At 53.7% G+C, this 16,787-nt stretch carries 15 protein-coding genes; all 15 read right to left on the reverse strand.

The window, feature by feature from the left end; all coding sequences use genetic code 11:
- Positions 1-122: 122 nt before the first annotated feature.
- The gene (locus DXU84_RS11075) at positions 123-1,022 is read right to left on the reverse strand and encodes a LysR family transcriptional regulator (RefSeq protein WP_013575730.1); all 900 of its coding nucleotides are present in this window, start codon (positions 1,020-1,022) and stop codon (positions 123-125) included.
- Positions 1,023-1,029: 7 nt separating this feature from the next.
- The gene (locus tag DXU84_RS11080) at positions 1,030-1,851 is read right to left on the reverse strand and encodes a M55 family metallopeptidase (protein WP_013575731.1); all 822 of its coding nucleotides are present in this window, start codon (positions 1,849-1,851) and stop codon (positions 1,030-1,032) included.
- The gene (locus DXU84_RS11085; RefSeq protein WP_015690019.1) at positions 1,851-2,930 is read right to left on the reverse strand and encodes a P1 family peptidase; all 1,080 of its coding nucleotides are present in this window, start codon (positions 2,928-2,930) and stop codon (positions 1,851-1,853) included. The genes DXU84_RS11080 and DXU84_RS11085 overlap by 1 nt, the downstream gene beginning before the upstream one ends.
- A gap of 30 nt (positions 2,931-2,960) precedes the next feature.
- Positions 2,961-3,872, reverse strand: coding sequence for an ABC transporter permease subunit (locus DXU84_RS11090; RefSeq protein WP_153375731.1), 912 nt, complete (start codon positions 3,870-3,872; stop codon positions 2,961-2,963).
- A gap of 9 nt (positions 3,873-3,881) precedes the next feature.
- Positions 3,882-4,802: an ABC transporter permease subunit gene (locus tag DXU84_RS11095; protein WP_013575734.1), complete on the reverse strand. Its 921-nt coding sequence runs from the start codon at positions 4,800-4,802 to the stop codon at positions 3,882-3,884.
- Positions 4,803-4,945: 143 nt separating this feature from the next.
- Positions 4,946-6,490, reverse strand: a complete 1,545-nt coding sequence (locus tag DXU84_RS11100; protein WP_013575735.1) for a glutathione ABC transporter substrate-binding protein — start codon at positions 6,488-6,490, stop codon at positions 4,946-4,948.
- A 36-nt stretch (positions 6,491-6,526) separates the two neighbouring features.
- A complete protein-coding gene (locus DXU84_RS11105) occupies positions 6,527-8,395 on the reverse strand; it encodes an ABC transporter ATP-binding protein (RefSeq protein ID WP_015690022.1) in 1,869 nt (622 codons plus the stop codon).
- Between the two features lie 30 nt (positions 8,396-8,425).
- Entirely contained in the window at positions 8,426-9,391 is a 966-nt protein-coding gene (dgcA, locus tag DXU84_RS11110) for an N-acetyl-D-Glu racemase DgcA (RefSeq protein ID WP_015690023.1), read from the reverse strand.
- Entirely contained in the window at positions 9,391-10,401 is a 1,011-nt protein-coding gene (dgcN, locus tag DXU84_RS11115; protein WP_037034403.1) for an N-acetyltransferase DgcN, read from the reverse strand. The genes dgcA and dgcN overlap by 1 nt, the downstream gene beginning before the upstream one ends.
- A gap of 285 nt (positions 10,402-10,686) precedes the next feature.
- Positions 10,687-11,766, reverse strand: coding sequence for a porin (locus tag DXU84_RS11120; protein ID WP_013575739.1), 1,080 nt, complete (start codon positions 11,764-11,766; stop codon positions 10,687-10,689).
- A 772-nt stretch (positions 11,767-12,538) separates the two neighbouring features.
- On the reverse strand, positions 12,539-14,251 hold the full coding sequence (locus tag DXU84_RS11125) for an ABC transporter ATP-binding protein (protein WP_153375733.1): 1,713 nt from the start codon (positions 14,249-14,251) through the stop codon (positions 12,539-12,541).
- 105 nt (positions 14,252-14,356) lie between these two features.
- Positions 14,357-14,662 (reverse strand): hypothetical protein, encoded by a 306-nt coding sequence (locus DXU84_RS11130; RefSeq protein WP_013575742.1) that lies wholly within the window; start codon positions 14,660-14,662, stop codon positions 14,357-14,359.
- A 14-nt stretch (positions 14,663-14,676) separates the two neighbouring features.
- The gene (locus DXU84_RS11135) at positions 14,677-15,201 is read right to left on the reverse strand and encodes a hypothetical protein (RefSeq protein ID WP_015690027.1); all 525 of its coding nucleotides are present in this window, start codon (positions 15,199-15,201) and stop codon (positions 14,677-14,679) included.
- A gap of 265 nt (positions 15,202-15,466) precedes the next feature.
- A complete protein-coding gene (locus tag DXU84_RS11140) occupies positions 15,467-16,330 on the reverse strand; it encodes a D-amino-acid transaminase (RefSeq protein WP_015690028.1) in 864 nt (287 codons plus the stop codon).
- 167 nt (positions 16,331-16,497) lie between these two features.
- Positions 16,498-16,737 (reverse strand): hypothetical protein, encoded by a 240-nt coding sequence (locus DXU84_RS11145; RefSeq protein WP_013575745.1) that lies wholly within the window; start codon positions 16,735-16,737, stop codon positions 16,498-16,500.
- Positions 16,738-16,787 lie beyond the last annotated feature (50 nt).

The raw sequence follows: 16,787 nt of genomic DNA on the forward strand, positions 1-16,787 counted from the left end.
GGGGGGGTCTTGGGGGGCGGCGGCGATAAGCCGTCCCCCAAGTCGGTGTGGGCCGACGCCCACGACCTTGACCTTGACCTTGACCTTGACCTTGAATTTGAATTTGAATTTGAAATTAAAAACTAAACGGGATCGAAAGGCACTCCTTTCAACTCCCCCACTTTCCGCTTAATCAGTTGTCTGAGCCTGAGCGCCGCCTGCGACGCCGGTTGATCCCGGCGGCTCAGCAAAATCACCTCAAATGGCAGGGGTTCCACTACCGCCACGATCTTCAGTTGATCAACATACCGCCGGGCGGTAAACGTATCGACCACGCCGACACCGCCGCCTGCCAGCACCATGTCGGCGATCACCGAGTAGGTTTTGATGAACAACGCCGAGTGCGGCATCAGACCGTTTTCGCGCAGGACGCGGTTGAGCACCTGCCCCAGCGGATCCTGCTGCTGCAACATCAGCAGATCGTTTTCGCACAGCCACGCCAGCGTTACCGGCCCTTCCACCGGGGAATCTTTGGGCAGGAGCGCGACCATATTGGCCTGATAGATCGACTCAGCAACCAGTTCCTGCGTGGCCTGCTCGCCAAATGCCAGCGCGAAATCCATTTTGTATTGCAGCAAGTCCTGACTCAGCGTGTTGAAATGTCCGGTCACCAGTTCGACGCTGCCGCCGGGGGTCTGACGGCGGAAATCCACCAGCACCGGCGCCATCACGCTGTGTCCGAGGGCGTGTGCCGAACCAATGCGCACATGCTGGCCTTCGCCCTGACGTAACTGTTCCGCCAGCTCACCGATGGCCTGAATATGGCTGAATAACGCTTCGACTTCCGGCATTAACCGCCGCCCTTCCGGCGTCACAATCAGCCCCTGCGGTGTACGGTCAAACAGCGTGAAACCCAGTTGCTGCTCAGCGTGATTCAGCACGCGGCTGACATTCGGCTGCGACACGTTCAGCAGGCGCGCCGCGCCGCTGACGCTGCCCGCCTGTAACACGGCCTGAAACACTTCGATGTGGCGTAAGCGCATTGCTGCCCTATTTCTGCGTGATGGCTAAGTACGAGAAAGCACTTAACAGGCTGATAATATTAGCAACGGTCGGGCTGTGATAACCGACGGTGACGGCATCGAGACGTTCAACGCCGGGGATCAGACAAAATAAATCTGCCAGGACCGGTTTCGCAGTCATCAGTTCGAGATGGTATGGCGCGCTGAATCTTCCGGCAGTGAGCGGCGCAGGTTTGCTGACGGCAATGGTCGCCTGTTTACGGATTTTGGCACAGGCAATCGACGGGCTGTCGGATTCGGCCGCATTGGCAGAAATCGCCCGTTTGACGCAGACATATTGCGATTCCGGGTAATAACGGCGGATCCAGGTTTCGAGGTGATCGTCGCCGGTCACCAGCCATAACGGCACGTTGAGTTCCGCACCGGCAGCGGCGTATAAGTCGCTTTCGCCGACCACGTTACCGTTGAGTTTAACGCGGTAAAAAGCGCGGCCATTGATGGTGTGCGCCAGTACACCGTTTTCGCCTGCGGCAGTGTGATAGCCGACAAACATCAGGCCGTCGTATTGCTGTTGTTGCAGCCCTTCGACCATCGATAAACCACGCGGTTTACCCTGTACCAGCCTGGCTCGCGGGTCGATTTTATCGGCGCGCAGGTTTTGCATCATCGCGTGGCTGTCAGCCACCGTCACTTCCATCGCGCCACCGGCAAAAGCGCCGTCGATGGCGGCGTTAACTTCGCCTTCCATCAGTGCACGGGCGGCCTCGTAATCTGAATTCCCCGGGCTGCACTGCTCAGGACGCATGACACCCGCAATACCTTCAATGTCCGCAGAGATAAACACTTTCATCAGTCGTTCCCTTTTTGGTTTGCCAGAGCGTCCAGGACTTCAGACAACCCCAGCCGGTAATGTCCGTCGAATCCGCAAACGGTTTCAGCACTCAGTAAGGCATCAATAATAGCGTGTTCTGTGGCGTCTGCCGCCAGTGCCAGTAAAGGCTCAAGTTCGGCATCCGGTAATGTGACACCGTCACGTTGCGTCGAAAATGCCAGCGCGATATCCCCTGAGCCATGCCCCCAGTAACTGCCCAGACGCCCTAACCCGGCACCGGCGCGTTTGGCGATACGTCCGAGCTGACGGCTGTCGAGATAGCAATCGCAGGCCATCACAATAATCACCGAACCGGCGTCCACCTGCGGCGCCAGTTGCGGCAGGATTTGGGCGATGGCTTCGCCGGCACGCACGCCGTCAAGCGTCAGGTCAGAGAGTTTGCCAAAGTTCGCCAGCACCAGTACGCCTAATGTCGCGTTTAGCGTTTCGCACCAGCGCGAGGCGGTGCCGATGCCGCCTTTTAAGCCAAAGCTGCTCATGCCACGTCCGGCACCCACGCTGCCACGGGCGAAGGTTTTTGTCGCGCTGTCGAGTGCGGTCAGCGCGTCGTCTTCACTCACCGCCATCGCCTGAATATCATTAAGATAGAAATCATTGCACTCGAGGATAACCGGATTGATGGTGGCATCAGGACGGCCAATCTGCGGAAATTGCTGACAGCTGCGTTTCACCAGCGCATTAAATAACGTGCCGGTGGCGAAGGTATTGCTGAGCAGTACCGGCGTTTGCAGCTCGCCCAACTCCATCACCTGAATCAGCCCCATCGGTTTGCCGAAACCGTTTAACACCGCCACGCCACAGGGCAACGGCTTTTCATACAGATCGTCGCCCGGCGGCACGATGGCGGTGACGCCGGTCTGCACATCTCCGGCGGCCAGCGTGCTGTGTCCGACAGTCACGCCGGTCACATCAGTCAGTGAATTGGTGGCACCGCACGGGAAGCGCGGGCGGAAAATCTGGCGCGACCTGCGCCAGCGTTGCAGCAAGGCGGACAACGCCTGCTGCTGAAATTCATCTTCATGTTGTTGCGGATGCATCAGTTTTCCGTTTCAGCTGTTCGGTGACTATTACTTTTTCAGTTTAGGATCCAGCGTGTCACGCAGCGCGTCGCCGAGCAGATTAAATGCCAGAACCGTGAGGAATATCGCCAGCCCCGGGAACACGCTGACGTTCCATTTGCCCGCCATCATCATATTACGGCTCATCGCCAGAATATTGCCCCACTCCGGCACATCCGGTTCCGGCCCCAGACCGATAAAACTCAGGCTGGCTGCGGTCAGGATACTGGTGCCAATACGCATGGTGAAATAGACGATGACGTTTGAGAGCGTGCCCGGCAGGATATGACGCAAAATCACCACCCTGTCCGGCGCGCCGACGCAGCGAACGGCTTCGACATAGGCGCTTTGTTTAATCGATAACGTAGCAGCGCGCACGATGCGGGCAAACACCGGCACGCTGAATACCGCGACCGCGATGATCACGTTGTTCAGCCCCGGACCGAGAATAGCCACGACTGCAATGGCCAGCAACATGCCCGGAAAAGCGAATAAAACGTCGGAGCCGCGCATGATCAGCATATCCAGCCAGCGGCCGTAATATCCGGCCAGCAGCCCGAGTAACACACCGGCAATCATGCCGAGCGTGACCGAAAAAATACCGACATAAAGGGAGATACGCGCACCATAAATGATGCGGCTGAGGACATCTCTTCCCAAGTCGTCGGTGCCGAACCAGTGTTCTGGCGTCGGACCGACACCGAGTGCCATCCAGTCTGGTGTCATCGGGTCAAAAGGTGCCAGCCACGGCGCGAACACCGCAACAAGCACCAGCAGCAGGATAAATCCGCCGGAGACCAGCGCCATCGGATGACGAATAAAGGTGTGAAAAAAGTCGTACCACGGCGAGCGGATATCATCGTTTTGCGAGGCTACCGCAGCCGGTTGGATATCTCCCGGAGGAGAGACAGGATCGGTCATGAGCAGCTCCTAACGCAGACGGATAGCAGGATTGACCACCGCGTACAGCAGATCAACCAGCAGGTTTATCAGAATAAATTCAAACACGAACAGCATGACCAGTGCCTGAATCACCGGCTGATCCTGCGTTTTGATGGATTCGATCAGTAACCAGCCCAGCCCCGGCCAGCTGAACACGCTTTCGACAATGATCGAGCCACCGAGCAGGAAGCCAAATTGCAGGCCAAGCATGGTGATAATCGGGATCAGCGCATTACGCATGATGTGTTTCCACGTCACCAGACGCGCGCGTAATCCTTTGGCGTTGGCGGTGCGCACATAATCTTCCTGCGCCACGTCGAGAAATGCTGAGCGGGTGAAACGCGCCATGACTGCCGCCACCGAGGAACCCAGGGTGATTGCCGGTAAGATAATGTCAGCGGGCTGATTAAATCCGCTGACGGCAAATATCCCGAACGGCATGGCGACAAACTGGATAAGCAACAATCCGAGCCAGAATGGCGGCATGGAAATGCCGCCGACCGCCATGCTCATCAGCGTCCAGTCCTGCCATTTTCCACGTTTGAGCGCAGACACCACGCCAATCACCAGCCCCAGCACCACTGACCAGGCAAAGCCCGCCAGCGCCAGCAGCAATGTCGGCATAAACCCGCTTTCAATCACACTTAACACCGGCTGACGCGTGCGGTAAGTGGTGCCCAGATCGCCGTGAATCATGCCGTCCAGCCAGTGCCAGTATTGCGCAGGCAGCGGATCATTCAGACCAAGCAGTTGCCGTGCTGACTCAACCGCCTCAACCGGCGCATCCTGACCGGCGTAAATACGCGCAGGGTCACCCGGCAGCAGCTTGATAAAGCCGAAAACCAGTAATGACACCACCAGTAAAACGGGGATCATTTCCAGTATCCGGCGGATAAAATAGGTCAGCATAAAAGTGATTCCCTGAATTCCGTAAACTCCCTCCCCTGCGAAGGGGAGGGTTGGGGTGGGGTATTAATGGCAACTCTGAATCTGAAGTTGCCTGCTAAACCCCCTCCCAGCCTCCCCCTTCGCAGGGGGAGGAGCAAAAAAAATTACTTAAACTGTGCCTGATTAAAAATCAGTGAGCCGTCGGCCAGCATGTAGACGCCGGAAAGGTCTTTGCTCTTACCGACCAGGTTGTCCGGCACGCCGAGATAAGCCACCGGCGCATCTGCCCACAGCAGTTTTTGCGCATCGGCATAGGCGGCTTTACGTTTTTCCACATCAGCCGTTTGCAGACCGGCGGTGATCGCCGCATCAACCTGCTTGTTGCTGTAATAAGAGACGTTATAGGCAGAAGGGATCCAGGATTCGGTGGCAAACAGCGGACGCAACGCCCAGTCTGCATCGCCGGTAGAGGCCGACCATGCGCCGTAGTACATTTCCACTTTGGCATCCGCCGGTTTCGGTGTGCTCCACAGACGCTGGTTAAGCGAACCGGAATCCATCGGCACCAGTTTCACGCGCACGCCGATCAGTGAAAGTTGTTGTTTCAGGAACTGCGCACTGCGGATACGGTCGGTTTTGTTCGAGCTCCACATTTCAACGTCGAAGCCCTTCTCGTAACCGGCTTCTTTCATCAGCGCTTTGGCTTTAGCGATGTTATAGCTGTAATCCGGCGTGGTTTGTTTCTGATAGAACTGAACGTTTTTCGGCAGCGGCGAGGTGGACGGCGAACCCAGACCGGCGAAACCGACTTTCAGCCACAGATTACGGTCGATAGCGTAGTTAATCGCCTGACGGACACGCACGTCAGAGAACTCTTTTTTCTGCGTATTGAAGGCGATGTAATACAGATAGATGCCCGGATCCTGCGCAATATCCAGCTTCGGATCGCTCTTCACGGTATCCACCAGATCGGACGGCAACGGATACACCGCGTCCACGCCGCCGGACTTCAGTTTCGCCACCTGCGTGGAATCTTCCGGCGTCGGGTAAAGCGTGACGGAATCTACTTTCGGCCAGCCTTTCTGCCAGTAGTTGTCGTATTTCACCAGTTTGACGTCTTTACCCTGCTGCCATTCCACAAACTTAAACGGACCGGTACCGACCGGATGCACACTCAGATCCTGTTCGTTCGGGTATTGCTTTAACGAAGCCGGGCTGTGCATCACCGCCGACGGGTGCGCCAGGGTGTTGATCATCGCGCCAAACGGTTTGTTGAGGGTGATTTTTACCTGATACGGACTGACCACATCAACGGATTTGATCATGCTGAACAGCGAGTTACGTTTCAGATGATTGGCCGGATTGGCCAGCCGATCCAGGTTGGCTTTTACCGCATCAGCATTGAACGGCGTGCCGTCCTGGAAAGTCACATCGTGGCGAAGATTAACGGTGAATTCGGTCGCATCGCTGTTACTGGTGTAATCCGTCGCCAGCACCGGCACAACGGCCATTTTGCTGTCGAACTGGAACAGGCGTTCAAAAATACCGCTCTGAATGGAATAGCTCAGCGTATCTGTGGTGTCGTGCGGGTCAAAACCGGTCACGTCGGCATACATGGAAATACGCAGATCTTTGGCCTGAGCCGACGCCGCAAAACAAAGCGCCAGTCCGGCGGCAAGCAGGCTTTTACGCACTAAGGTCGAATGCATGGTGTTCTCCTGTGTGTCCCAAAAAAGAATGTTGAGTTATCCCTGTGCAACCCAGTGATGTTCACTGACGCGGGAATATTTGAGTTTTTCTATCTGTACACCCGCCGGATGCACCGGCGATTTCACTTCCACATCATCAAAATTGCGTAAAACACGTTGCGTCGGATCCGCCACCGGTACCGAACTGAGCAGGCGTTGGGTATATGGGTGTTTAGGATTACTAAACACGGCATCACGCGGGCCAATCTCGACAATCTGTCCGCTGTACATCACCGCCACCCGGTTGGCGATCCGCTCCACCACCGCCATGTCATGCGAAATAAACAGCCAGGCAACGCCGGTATCACGCTGAAGATCCATCATCAGATTGACCACCTGCGCCTGAATCGATACATCCAGCGCCGACACGGCCTCATCGGCAATAATCACCTGTGGCTGCAATGCCATGGCGCGCGCGATGGCAATACGCTGACGTTGCCCGCCGGAGAATTCGTGCGGATAGCGCCGCGCATGGAAAGGTTCAAGTCCGACACTTTTCAGCAGCTGATTGACCACCGGCGTGGCATCAGCCAGAGACTTTTTCAGGCCATGCAGTAATAAAGGTTCGGCAATGGAAAACCCGACGGTCAGACGCGGATTGAGCGAGGCGTAGGGATCCTGAAACACCATCTGGATCTGACGGCGCACCGCCTGAAACGGGGTGTCGCGCATCAGGGTAATTTCTTTACCTTCGAGGTGAATGCTTTCGGATTCGCTGCCCACCAGCCGCAAAATCGCGCGACCGGTAGTGGATTTGCCGCAACCGCTCTCGCCTACCAGTGCCAGCGTTTCGCCCGGCCAGATAGAGAAGTCGATTTGTTCCACGGCGTGAACTTCTTTGGTCACGCGTGACAACACGCCGGAGCGGATCGGGTAACAGACACGCAACCCGCGCACATCGAGCAACGGCGGCGCATCGTAGTTGGCGGTTTTCTGATCGCCATCACCCGCTGAAATGTGAGGATGATCACCTGCAACCGATTGCTTTTCTGGCGAAATATTTTGGCCGGTTTTATCTCTTAACAGCGGGAAGCGGCGCGGCCATTTCAGCCCCTGCATGTCGCCCAGTTTCGGTACGGCGGCCAGCAAGGCGCGGGTATAAGGATGCTGTGCGTTGGCGAAAATTTCCGTCACACTGCCCTGCTCCACCACCTGGCCCTGATACATCACCACCACGCGATCGGCAATTTCCGCCACCACGCCCATGTCATGGGTGATAAACAGAACCGACATATCGGTGCCCTGTTGCAGGTCGCGCAGAATTTGCAGGATACGCGCCTGTACCGTGACATCCAGCGCCGTCGTGGGTTCGTCGGCAATCAGCAGCGCCGGATCGCAGGCCAGCGCCTGCGCAATCATCACGCGCTGACGCATGCCACCGGAAAGTTCATGCGGGTAACATTTAAGGATACGTTCAACGTCAGGAATACGAACCTGTTTCAGCAGCTCGCGGGCTTTGTTCAGCGCCGTGGCTTTATTCGCCATGCCGTGATCCAGCAGCCCTTCGGTAAGCTGATCGCCTACACGCAGCACCGGATTGAGCGAGGTCATCGGCTCCTGAAAAATCATCGACATTTCCTGCCCGCGCAGTTTGCGGCGCGATTCTGCCGACAGCGACGTCAGGGTATGACGTTTGCCGTTACGGCCAAAAAACTCGATACTTCCCGCATCGACGTGCGCCGAATCCGGCAGCAAACCCATGACACTCAGTGAAGTGACGGACTTACCGGATCCGCTTTCGCCCACCACCGCCACCACTTCACCTTTATTAATAGAGAAGGAAACGCCTTTCAGCGCCTGCGTTTTGCCTTGCCGGCCGGAAAATGTCACCGACAAATCGTTAATCTGCAAAATGGGCACTGTCATCAATAAACGCCTCCTTTATAAGTTGAACTGTTAAAGCCAGACTTCACCGTTTTCATAGCGCAATGCCGGTTCAGCGTCCTGCGCCAGCCAGATCGGGCCATCAAGATCGACACGTTCCGCCTGCACCGCTACCGGCAGCGCCGCCTCCATCGCAATGGATGAGCCCAGCATGCAACCGACCATAATGCGCAGATTGAACTGCCGAGCCACATCGGTCATGGCCAGCGCTTCTGTCAGGCCACCACATTTGTCGAGCTTGATATTGATCATCTCGTAACGGTCGCGCAGCCCTGCAATATCCGCACGCTCATGACAGCTTTCGTCGGCGCAGACAGGAACAGGATGCAAACAACGCACCAGATCTTTGTCATTACCGGCAGGAAGGGGTTGTTCGATCATCGCCACGTTGAATTCATGCAGCGCCTGAAACAGGCTGTCGAGATCCAAACCCAGCCAGGATTCGTTAGCGTCCACCACCAGCGTAGCCTGCGGTGCCGTGGCGCGGATGGCGGCCACTTTCTCGATAATCTGCTCGCGGTCGAGTTTGATTTTCAGCAACTTCGCGCCACCGGCAACTGCCACGGCGGCGGCATTGGCCATATTTTCCAGCGAATCCAGACTCAGGGTTTCGGCGGTAATCACCGAAACAGGCTTAGGCATATCAAGCAGTTGCCACAGGTCTTTGCCCTGTTTTGCCGCATCGAGACGCCACATTGCACAATCGAGGGCATTGCGCGCTGAGCCAACCGGCAACGCCTGTTGCAGCGCCTCGCGGCTCAGTCCCTGTTCCACCTGCGGACGGATAAGTTCCAGTTGCTCGCCAACGCTGTGCGGGGATTCCTGATAATGTGCCGTCGGTGTGCACTCCCCGACGGCGGTAAATTCACCGTCCGTCAGGTAAACACGTACCACCGTGACGGCGGTGCGGATACCACGGGAAATCGCAAATGGTTTTGCCAGCGGCAGTTCGACGGACTGGAAAGTCATCTGGATCATCAGGCGTTTTCCTTGATCCATTGCGCGATATTTTTGATACCGAAACGCACCGGATCGGTGGCCGGGACGCCGAATTCTTCGCTGATTTCCGCCAGCGCGATTTTGGCTTCTTCTTCACTGACGGAGGAGGTGTTAAGCGAGAAACCGGCGAGTCTTACGCCAGGACTGGTCAGGCTGGCTGCCGCCAGATTGGTATCGAGACACTGGCGCAGCGTGGGCATAAACTGATGTGGCAGATGGCGCATGTGCGGACGACCAAGCTCGTGACACATCACTAATAAATGTGCCTGCGCGCCATGAATCAATCCCATGCTGACACCGGCAAAAGACGGATGATACAGCGAGCCCTGACCTTCAATGATGTCCCAGTGATCGTCATCGTTCGCCGGGGAAAGCGCTTCGACAGCACCAGAAATGAAGTCGGCAATCACCGCATCAATGGCAATACCGGCACCGGCCACCAGTACGCCGGTCTGACCGGTAGCGCGGAAATCAGCGTTCAAATCCAGCTCACGCATGGCCGCTTCAAGCGCCAGCGAGGTGTACATTTTGCCGACCGAGCAATCTGTGCCGACAGTCAGAATGCGTTTGCCGCTACGTTTCATGCCGGTGCCGGTATCCAGCGCCGGTTGCATGTGGCGCACATCGAACAGTTGCACATTATTTTCAGCGGCCAGCGCAACCAGCTCAGGGATGTCGTTCAGCCCCTGATGCAGACCGTTCGCCACATTCAGACCGGCACTGATGGCCGCTTTGATCGAATCAATCCAGTGTGCCGGTAATTTACCGCCTGAATTTGCGGTGCCCAGCACCATGGTTTTCGCGCCCTGCGCTTTCGCCGTGGCGATATCCAGATCCGGCAACCCTAAGGACACAGAATCCGTTGCCAGACGAATTTGTCCGACACAAGCTTCAGGACGCCAGACGTGAATACCGCGCGCTGTTTTCGCCGCCAGCGGATCCATCACATCACCAAGAAATAAAAGATACGGCTTTGGAATTTGCTGCATGTCAGTTTCTCCGGGGTCTATTTTTTTGAATGGGGTTTTAATCAGACTGCAGAGAATATTCCACGGGAGAAACCGGCTGACGAATACTTGTTTGGGTCTGGGGTATAACCTTAGGCTATAGAGTTAGATATATGAATTTATTGTGGTTATTTGAGAAGAGAAACGGGGGCGGCCTGGGAGGCATTACACGAAATCACAGGTATAAAAAAAGGCAGAGCCAATGAACTCTGCCTTTGCGATTACCTTTTTCAGACACAGAATGGGGTAATAATTTAGTTCACTAACTTAGAAGCGGTAAGTCAGTGCTACAGCAACGATGTCGTCAGAGCTTACGCCCAGTTTGTTGTTGTCATCGATCTGGTTGATCATGTAGTCAACATAGGTGTACATGTTTTTGTTGAAGTAGTAAGTTGCACCGATTTCGAAGTATTTAACCAGGTCCGCATCACCCACACCTTCAACATCTTTCGCTTTAGACTGCACGTAACCGATTGAAGGACGCAGACCGTTTTCGAACTGATACTGCGCAACTAACTCATAACCCTGAGTTTTGTTAGCGTAGCCGCTCGTGGAGCCCACGGTGACTGGCGCCTGGTTACGGGTTTCGTTGTACATCGCTGCCAGATAAATCTGGTGAGCGTCATATTTCAGGCCAGTTGCCCATGCAGAAGCTTTGTCGCCAGCACCGATTGTGGCGTTGGTTTGTGCGTTAGTACGGTCAGAAGAAGAACCCGCAATAACTGCACCGATGCCGGAACCTGCGATATCTTCATAATCGATGGATGCGCCGTAACCGTCGCCGTTGCCTTTAGACGCTGAACGACCGTCGTTTTCGTTTTTACCCTGGTATTGCAGGGCGATGTTCAGGCCGGTAACCAGACCGAAGAAGTCCTGGTTACGGTAAGTTGCCAGACCACTTGAACGACCCACCATGAAGTTGTCATTGTTAGCAGTATCACCACCAAACTCAGGCAGCATATCGGTGAAGCCCAGTGCGTCGTAAACCACACCGTAGTTACGACCGAAATCGATAGAACCGAAATCTTTCACTTTCAGACCCGCAAAGCCCAGACGGGTTTTATTGCCCAGGTCGCCCTGAGATTCTGCGTGGTTAGCCTGAATGTTATATTCCCACTGGCCATAACCGGTCAGTGTGTCGTTAATTTGAGTTTCGCCTTTAAAGCCCAGACGCGCATAAGTCATGTCGCCGTCAGAACTTTTATCATCGGAGAAATAATGCTTAGCGGTTACACGACCATACAGGTCCAGTTTGTTACCGTCTTTATTATAGATTTCACTCGCGTTTGCGGTAGATCCCACTGCAATTAAAGAGACCGCTAAGGCCAACACACTGCGCTTCATCATTATTTAAGTTTCCTTGATTTTTTATAAAGGAGTTCTCATGCCCGCTTTCTTTTATATATCTGGAATATCGGGCTGTGAGTATTTGTACATGTTTTGAAATACGTCTGTCTGTAAAACGATTCGAACCTTAACACTGAGCACGAAAAGTTAAAATGGAAAAGTTCGCCTCATTAAGTCTTTTTTGCGTAAAGAGTTGTAACATAATATTTCTGTTATAAGCCGCTAACCCCCTGATTATATGCGCTTTTAGCATAACGTTTTGCACCATAACGGTGCGGTGCATTTTTTTGGTGCAAAACAGGTCTCGCATTGTAAAGTTATTGCAACCGAGATCACCTTTATCAAAAGGTTTTTATCTGTTAACAATCGTTAATGAATTAAGGAGGAATTTAGACGCGTTGCATTTAAATGGTGCATAGCAGGGTAATTATCACAAGGGTAAGTTCATTATCACATTAATAGAAAAAGCAGCCATAAGATTTTTGTACTACGCAATTTTTTTCGAATTAGGATTTTCGCTAAAGATATTGAGCAAAATAAAGTCAAATTAAAGGAAATAATAATGACCTGCGTGATTGAATTGAACGAAAGTGAATATTTTTACCTGCCCGAATCGCATCATTTTTATTCAAAACGGGCTTTTACTAAAAAGAAAATATTAAAAGAGAGGGCAGACTTGAGAAGGATAGGGAAATTTTTAGGGAGACTTTACTTTTGAGTGGCGATTATTTCGCCGTTCCAACCCTCTCCTTTGCAGGAGAGGGTACAAAAATTAACGGAACTGTGCGGCGTGGAGTTGTGCATAACGCCCCTGATGAGCCAGCAGTGATTCATGCGTACCCTGCTCAACAATGCCTTCTTTATCGACCACGATAATACGGTCAGCGTTCTGAATCGTCGCCAGACGATGGGCAATCACCAGCGTGGTCCGGCCCTCAGAAAGCTCCGCCAGCGACTGCTGGATAGCCTGCTCGGTGGCAGTATCCAGTGCAGACGTGGCTTCGTCGAGGATCAGGATTGGCGGGTTTTTCAGGAAAATCCGCGCAATCGACAGGCGTTGCTTCTGCCCGCCGGAAAGCTTCACGCCCCGCTCGCCAATCACCGTGTCCATGCCCAGCGGCAGCGCGTCAATGACGTCATCAAGGCGTGCGCGGCTGGCAGCCAGGCGGATTTCTGCTTCGCTGGCACCGAGCTTACCGTACGCAATGTTCTCGCGGATCGTCCCGCCAAACAGGAACACATCCTGCTGCACGATGCCGATGTTATGACGCAACGAGGTCTGCGTCATGTCGCGGATATCAATACCATCGATGGTGATACTGCCGCTGTCCAGCTCATAAAAACGGGGCAGCAGCGAACACAAGGTGGTTTTTCCCGCACCGGAAGGCCCGACGAATGCCAGTGTTTCTCCGGCATTAATAGAAAGCGTGATGCCATTGAGAATCTTGCTGACTGACGTATAGCCGAACACCACGTTGTCATAATGAATATCGCCGCGCAGATGGCTGACCACCTGAGCGCCCGGCCGGTCCGTGATATCCGGCGCGGTATCAATAAGCTGCGTGAAGCGTTTGAAACCAGCAATCCCTTTCGGATAGCTTTCCAGTACCGAACTGATTTTTGCCACCGGACGGAAAAACACTTCCACCAGCAGCAGGAACCCCACGAATCCGCCGTAAGTCAGCTGACCATTAATCACGTACCAGGTTCCGGCGACCATCACGATCAACTGAACCAGACGCGTACTCAGATAGCTCAGCGTCAGGCTGGCAGTCATGATCTGATAGGCTTTCAGTTTCGTCGTGCGGTAATTATCGTTGTCAGAAGCAAACAGTTTTTGCTCATGCGCTTCGTTAGCGAAGGCTTTCACCACACGAATGCCGCCGATGCTTTCTTCTATACGTGCGTTGAAATTACCCACCTGGCCGAACAGGCGCCGCCAGGTTTCAGTCATCTGCGCACCGTAGCGGCTGACCATCCAGGTCATCGCAGGCACAATAATGATGGTCATCAGCGCCAGCTTGACATGCACCGTCGCCATCAGAATGAACGCGCCGATAAAGGTCATCACCGCGATAAATACATCCTCCGGCCCGTGGTGTGCCACTTCGCCCACTTCCTCCAGATCCTTGGTGACATGGGTAATGATGTGACCGGTTTTGGTATTGTCGTAATAACGGAATGACAGTTTCTGCAGATGGCTGAACGCTTCGCGACGCATGTCGGTTTCAATCCCGACGCCCAGCGCGTGTCCCCAGTAGTTGACGATCGCCATCAGCGCAGTATTGAACAGATAAATCAGCAACAGACCGACCGTCGCGCCGATAATCAGCACCCAGTCGTGTGCGGGCAGCAACTTATCGATGAAGGTTTTGATCGCCATCGGAAAGCCCAGTTCCAGCAATCCGGCCAGAATGGCGCACCCGAAGTCGAGGAAGAACAGTTTTTTATAGGGCGCGTAATAAGAGAAGAAACGGCGGAGCATCAGACATCCTCATAGAAACGACCCGGAGGCGGGCAAGTCCGTCAGTCTAAATGAAAATAGTTATCGATAAAGATAATTTTAGACTCGCCCGCCGCAAGATCGTTTTTACAGGACGTTGCGCACGCCGCTCAAAATCACGTCAAAGACCGCATTCAGCGCCTGCCAGGCTATCTCTGCGCTGATCGCTTCATAGGTGGTCAGCACTGCCACGAAAGTGGATTTTTGAGTCGCCAGCAAAGATTCATACTCCCCCGAACGGAAACTGCCTTTGCCCTTTTCAATCTCCCATGTCAGCTGAAGTAAGGCTTCAATCTGCGGGACGGCACTGCTTGCCACCGTATTCCAGTTTGCGCCCAGTGAAGCTTTTGCCGCATTGATTGCGCGGTCTCTTAAATCAAAAATATCACTCATCCTGTTCACCTTTATTATTTTTGCGATGTGCCTGAGCCATTTTTTAATACCCGCTCATACGTCAGCATTGACTGCATAATCACGGAAACCTGTTTACGCTGAATAGCGATATACGCCGGAGAATCCTGTTGCGAACAATGCTGCTTTTTATATTTGATCTGATAGAAGATATTTCTCAGGCCGAATATCTGCTGATCAATCGCAGGATTGTTATTTAAGGCTTTGGTGCGGGATTCAATCAACGCCAGATCGGTTTCCGCGGAATTGAAGAACTGACTGTCGGGTTCAGAAAGGGGAGAAATCAGTGAAAGTGTTTGTCCTGCCGCCACGGGCGCAGCCTGGCAGGCAACCACCGGCACGGCGGGTTGCGTATTGTCAGCCATTGCCTGCGCAGTCCAGGTCACAAATTGCCGGTCAGCTTTAATTTCGAATTCGGTAATTTGATTATCTAACGTCAGGTCGTACTGATGTGTGGAACACGCGGTCATTGTCATCACGACAATAAACATCGCGACGCTGAATTTAATGATTGATTTCAAAATGCCTCTCCTGTGATGAATTCCGAAGGTGGGCATTATTCCATTGCCCCTGCCTTCAAAAAATTAGTCACAAGAGAGAAACGGCGCAATCAACCGGTAAATCATTTTCAATAAATGATGGCGTCATTTTTATCATTAAAATAAATAAGCGATGAGGGATTATTTCCAGGTTAAAAACGTTCGCGTCTGTACACAGCGACAACCGTCATACTCCCTCCCATCCTCCTCCTTCGCAGGGGGAGGAGCCGTCTTCCGTTGACGTTAATTACCGGCTCGTCGCTTCCACCGCCATTTGCACATAAATCGCCCGCAATTTTGCGGCGATGGCACCTGGTTTTCCGTCCCCGACCGGCTTACCGTCCAGCGCGATCACCGGCCAGATAAAGGTCGTTGCCGAGCTGATAAAGATCTCGCGGGCGTTATGTGCTTCATCGAGCGTGAACGGACGTTCCTCGAAACGGATACCGTACTGCTTCGCCAGTTCCAGCAGCGCCTGACGGGTGATGCCATGCAGAATGTGCGTGCTCAGCGGGCGGGTGATCAGCGTGCCATCAGCATCTACGATCCAGGCATTGCTGGAACTGGCTTCGGTGATCAGGCCGTTTTCGATCAGTAAGGCGTCATCGGCATTATGCTGATGGGCATACTCTTTCGCCAGACACGGAGCCAGCAGACCCACGGTTTTGATGTCACGACGCTGCCAGCGGATATCCTCAACGGAGACCATGCGAATACCGCTTTTCGATTTGGGGTGATCTATCAACGGCCGCGCCTGGGTAAACATCAGAAAAGTTGGCGTTACGCTTTCGCCGGGGAAATCAAAATCACGGTCACCGCTGTTGCCGCGGCTGATTTGCAGATATACCGCCCCTTCCACCAGATGGTTTTCAGCAATCAGACGCTTTTGCAGGGTCTCAATATCGCTGAGCGCGCAAGGCAGACGCAGATTCAGCGCCTGACAGGAACGTGCAAGCCGCGCCAGATGTGCCGCGTTGTCGAGCAGACGGCCATTCAGTACGGCGCTGACTTCATAGACGGCATCAGCAAATAAGAAACCGCGATCAAATACCGACACCTTCGCGTCATGCTCGGCAACAAACTCCCCGTTAAGGTATACCGTTCTGGTCATGTTATTTTTCCTGGCCAACGTTGATTAGGATTTTTATTAGCTGTAAGACGACTGAAAGCATAAATTGCGTGAAAACTGAGCAGCAGATGTTGATGCAACGCAGGTTTCCGGCACACCAGACATAAAAAAGCGCCCTGATGAGCGCTGATGCGGTATGGAGCGAAAGATCAGAGTTCGCCTTTTTTCTTTTTGTTACGGATAACTAACCAGCTGATCAGCGCCATCACGCAGCCGATAAAGATAAACCAGATGCCGAGCATCAGTTGCGGTGCCATTTCTCCTGGCGGAGTTTCAGGGCTGCCGACCACTAAACCGTGGATAGTGGCAACAATGCCGATAACCAGTAAGATCAGGCTGTTGCGAAGTAAACGGCGGGCTACGGTCATAGGTTGTCTTGGGGTGGCCATCAGATGCGTCCTTGAGCAATAAAATAAAGATAAGGGCGCATAATAGCGCC

Source organism: Rahnella sp. RcJ3 (assembly GCF_009498575.1).
Lineage (GTDB): Bacteria > Pseudomonadota > Gammaproteobacteria > Enterobacterales > Enterobacteriaceae > Rahnella > Rahnella aceris.

Excerpts from the sequence above, each read along its gene's own strand:
- DXU84_RS11105 (WP_015690022.1), bottom strand. The coding sequence starts at position 8,395 with ATGACAGTGCCCATTTTGCAGATTAACGATTTGTCGGTGACATTTTCC.
- dgcN (WP_037034403.1), bottom strand. The coding sequence starts at position 10,401 with ATGCAGCAAATTCCAAAGCCGTATCTTTTATTTCTTGGTGATGTGATG.
- DXU84_RS11080 (WP_013575731.1), bottom strand. The coding sequence starts at position 1,851 with ATGAAAGTGTTTATCTCTGCGGACATTGAAGGTATTGCGGGTGTCATG.
- DXU84_RS11090 (WP_153375731.1), bottom strand. The coding sequence starts at position 3,872 with ATGACCGATCCTGTCTCTCCTCCGGGAGATATCCAACCGGCTGCGGTA.
- DXU84_RS11140 (WP_015690028.1), bottom strand. The coding sequence starts at position 16,330 with ATGACCAGAACGGTATACCTTAACGGGGAGTTTGTTGCCGAGCATGAC.
- DXU84_RS11125 (WP_153375733.1), bottom strand. The coding sequence starts at position 14,251 with ATGCTCCGCCGTTTCTTCTCTTATTACGCGCCCTATAAAAAACTGTTC.
- DXU84_RS11120 (WP_013575739.1), bottom strand. The coding sequence starts at position 11,766 with ATGATGAAGCGCAGTGTGTTGGCCTTAGCGGTCTCTTTAATTGCAGTG.
- DXU84_RS11130 (WP_013575742.1), bottom strand. The coding sequence starts at position 14,662 with ATGAGTGATATTTTTGATTTAAGAGACCGCGCAATCAATGCGGCAAAA.
- DXU84_RS11095 (WP_013575734.1), bottom strand. The coding sequence starts at position 4,802 with ATGCTGACCTATTTTATCCGCCGGATACTGGAAATGATCCCCGTTTTA.
- dgcA (WP_015690023.1), bottom strand. The coding sequence starts at position 9,391 with ATGATCCAGATGACTTTCCAGTCCGTCGAACTGCCGCTGGCAAAACCA.
- DXU84_RS11075 (WP_013575730.1), bottom strand. The coding sequence starts at position 1,022 with ATGCGCTTACGCCACATCGAAGTGTTTCAGGCCGTGTTACAGGCGGGC.
- DXU84_RS11145 (WP_013575745.1), bottom strand. The coding sequence starts at position 16,737 with ATGGCCACCCCAAGACAACCTATGACCGTAGCCCGCCGTTTACTTCGC.
- DXU84_RS11100 (WP_013575735.1), bottom strand. The coding sequence starts at position 6,490 with ATGCATTCGACCTTAGTGCGTAAAAGCCTGCTTGCCGCCGGACTGGCG.
- DXU84_RS11085 (WP_015690019.1), bottom strand. The coding sequence starts at position 2,930 with ATGCATCCGCAACAACATGAAGATGAATTTCAGCAGCAGGCGTTGTCC.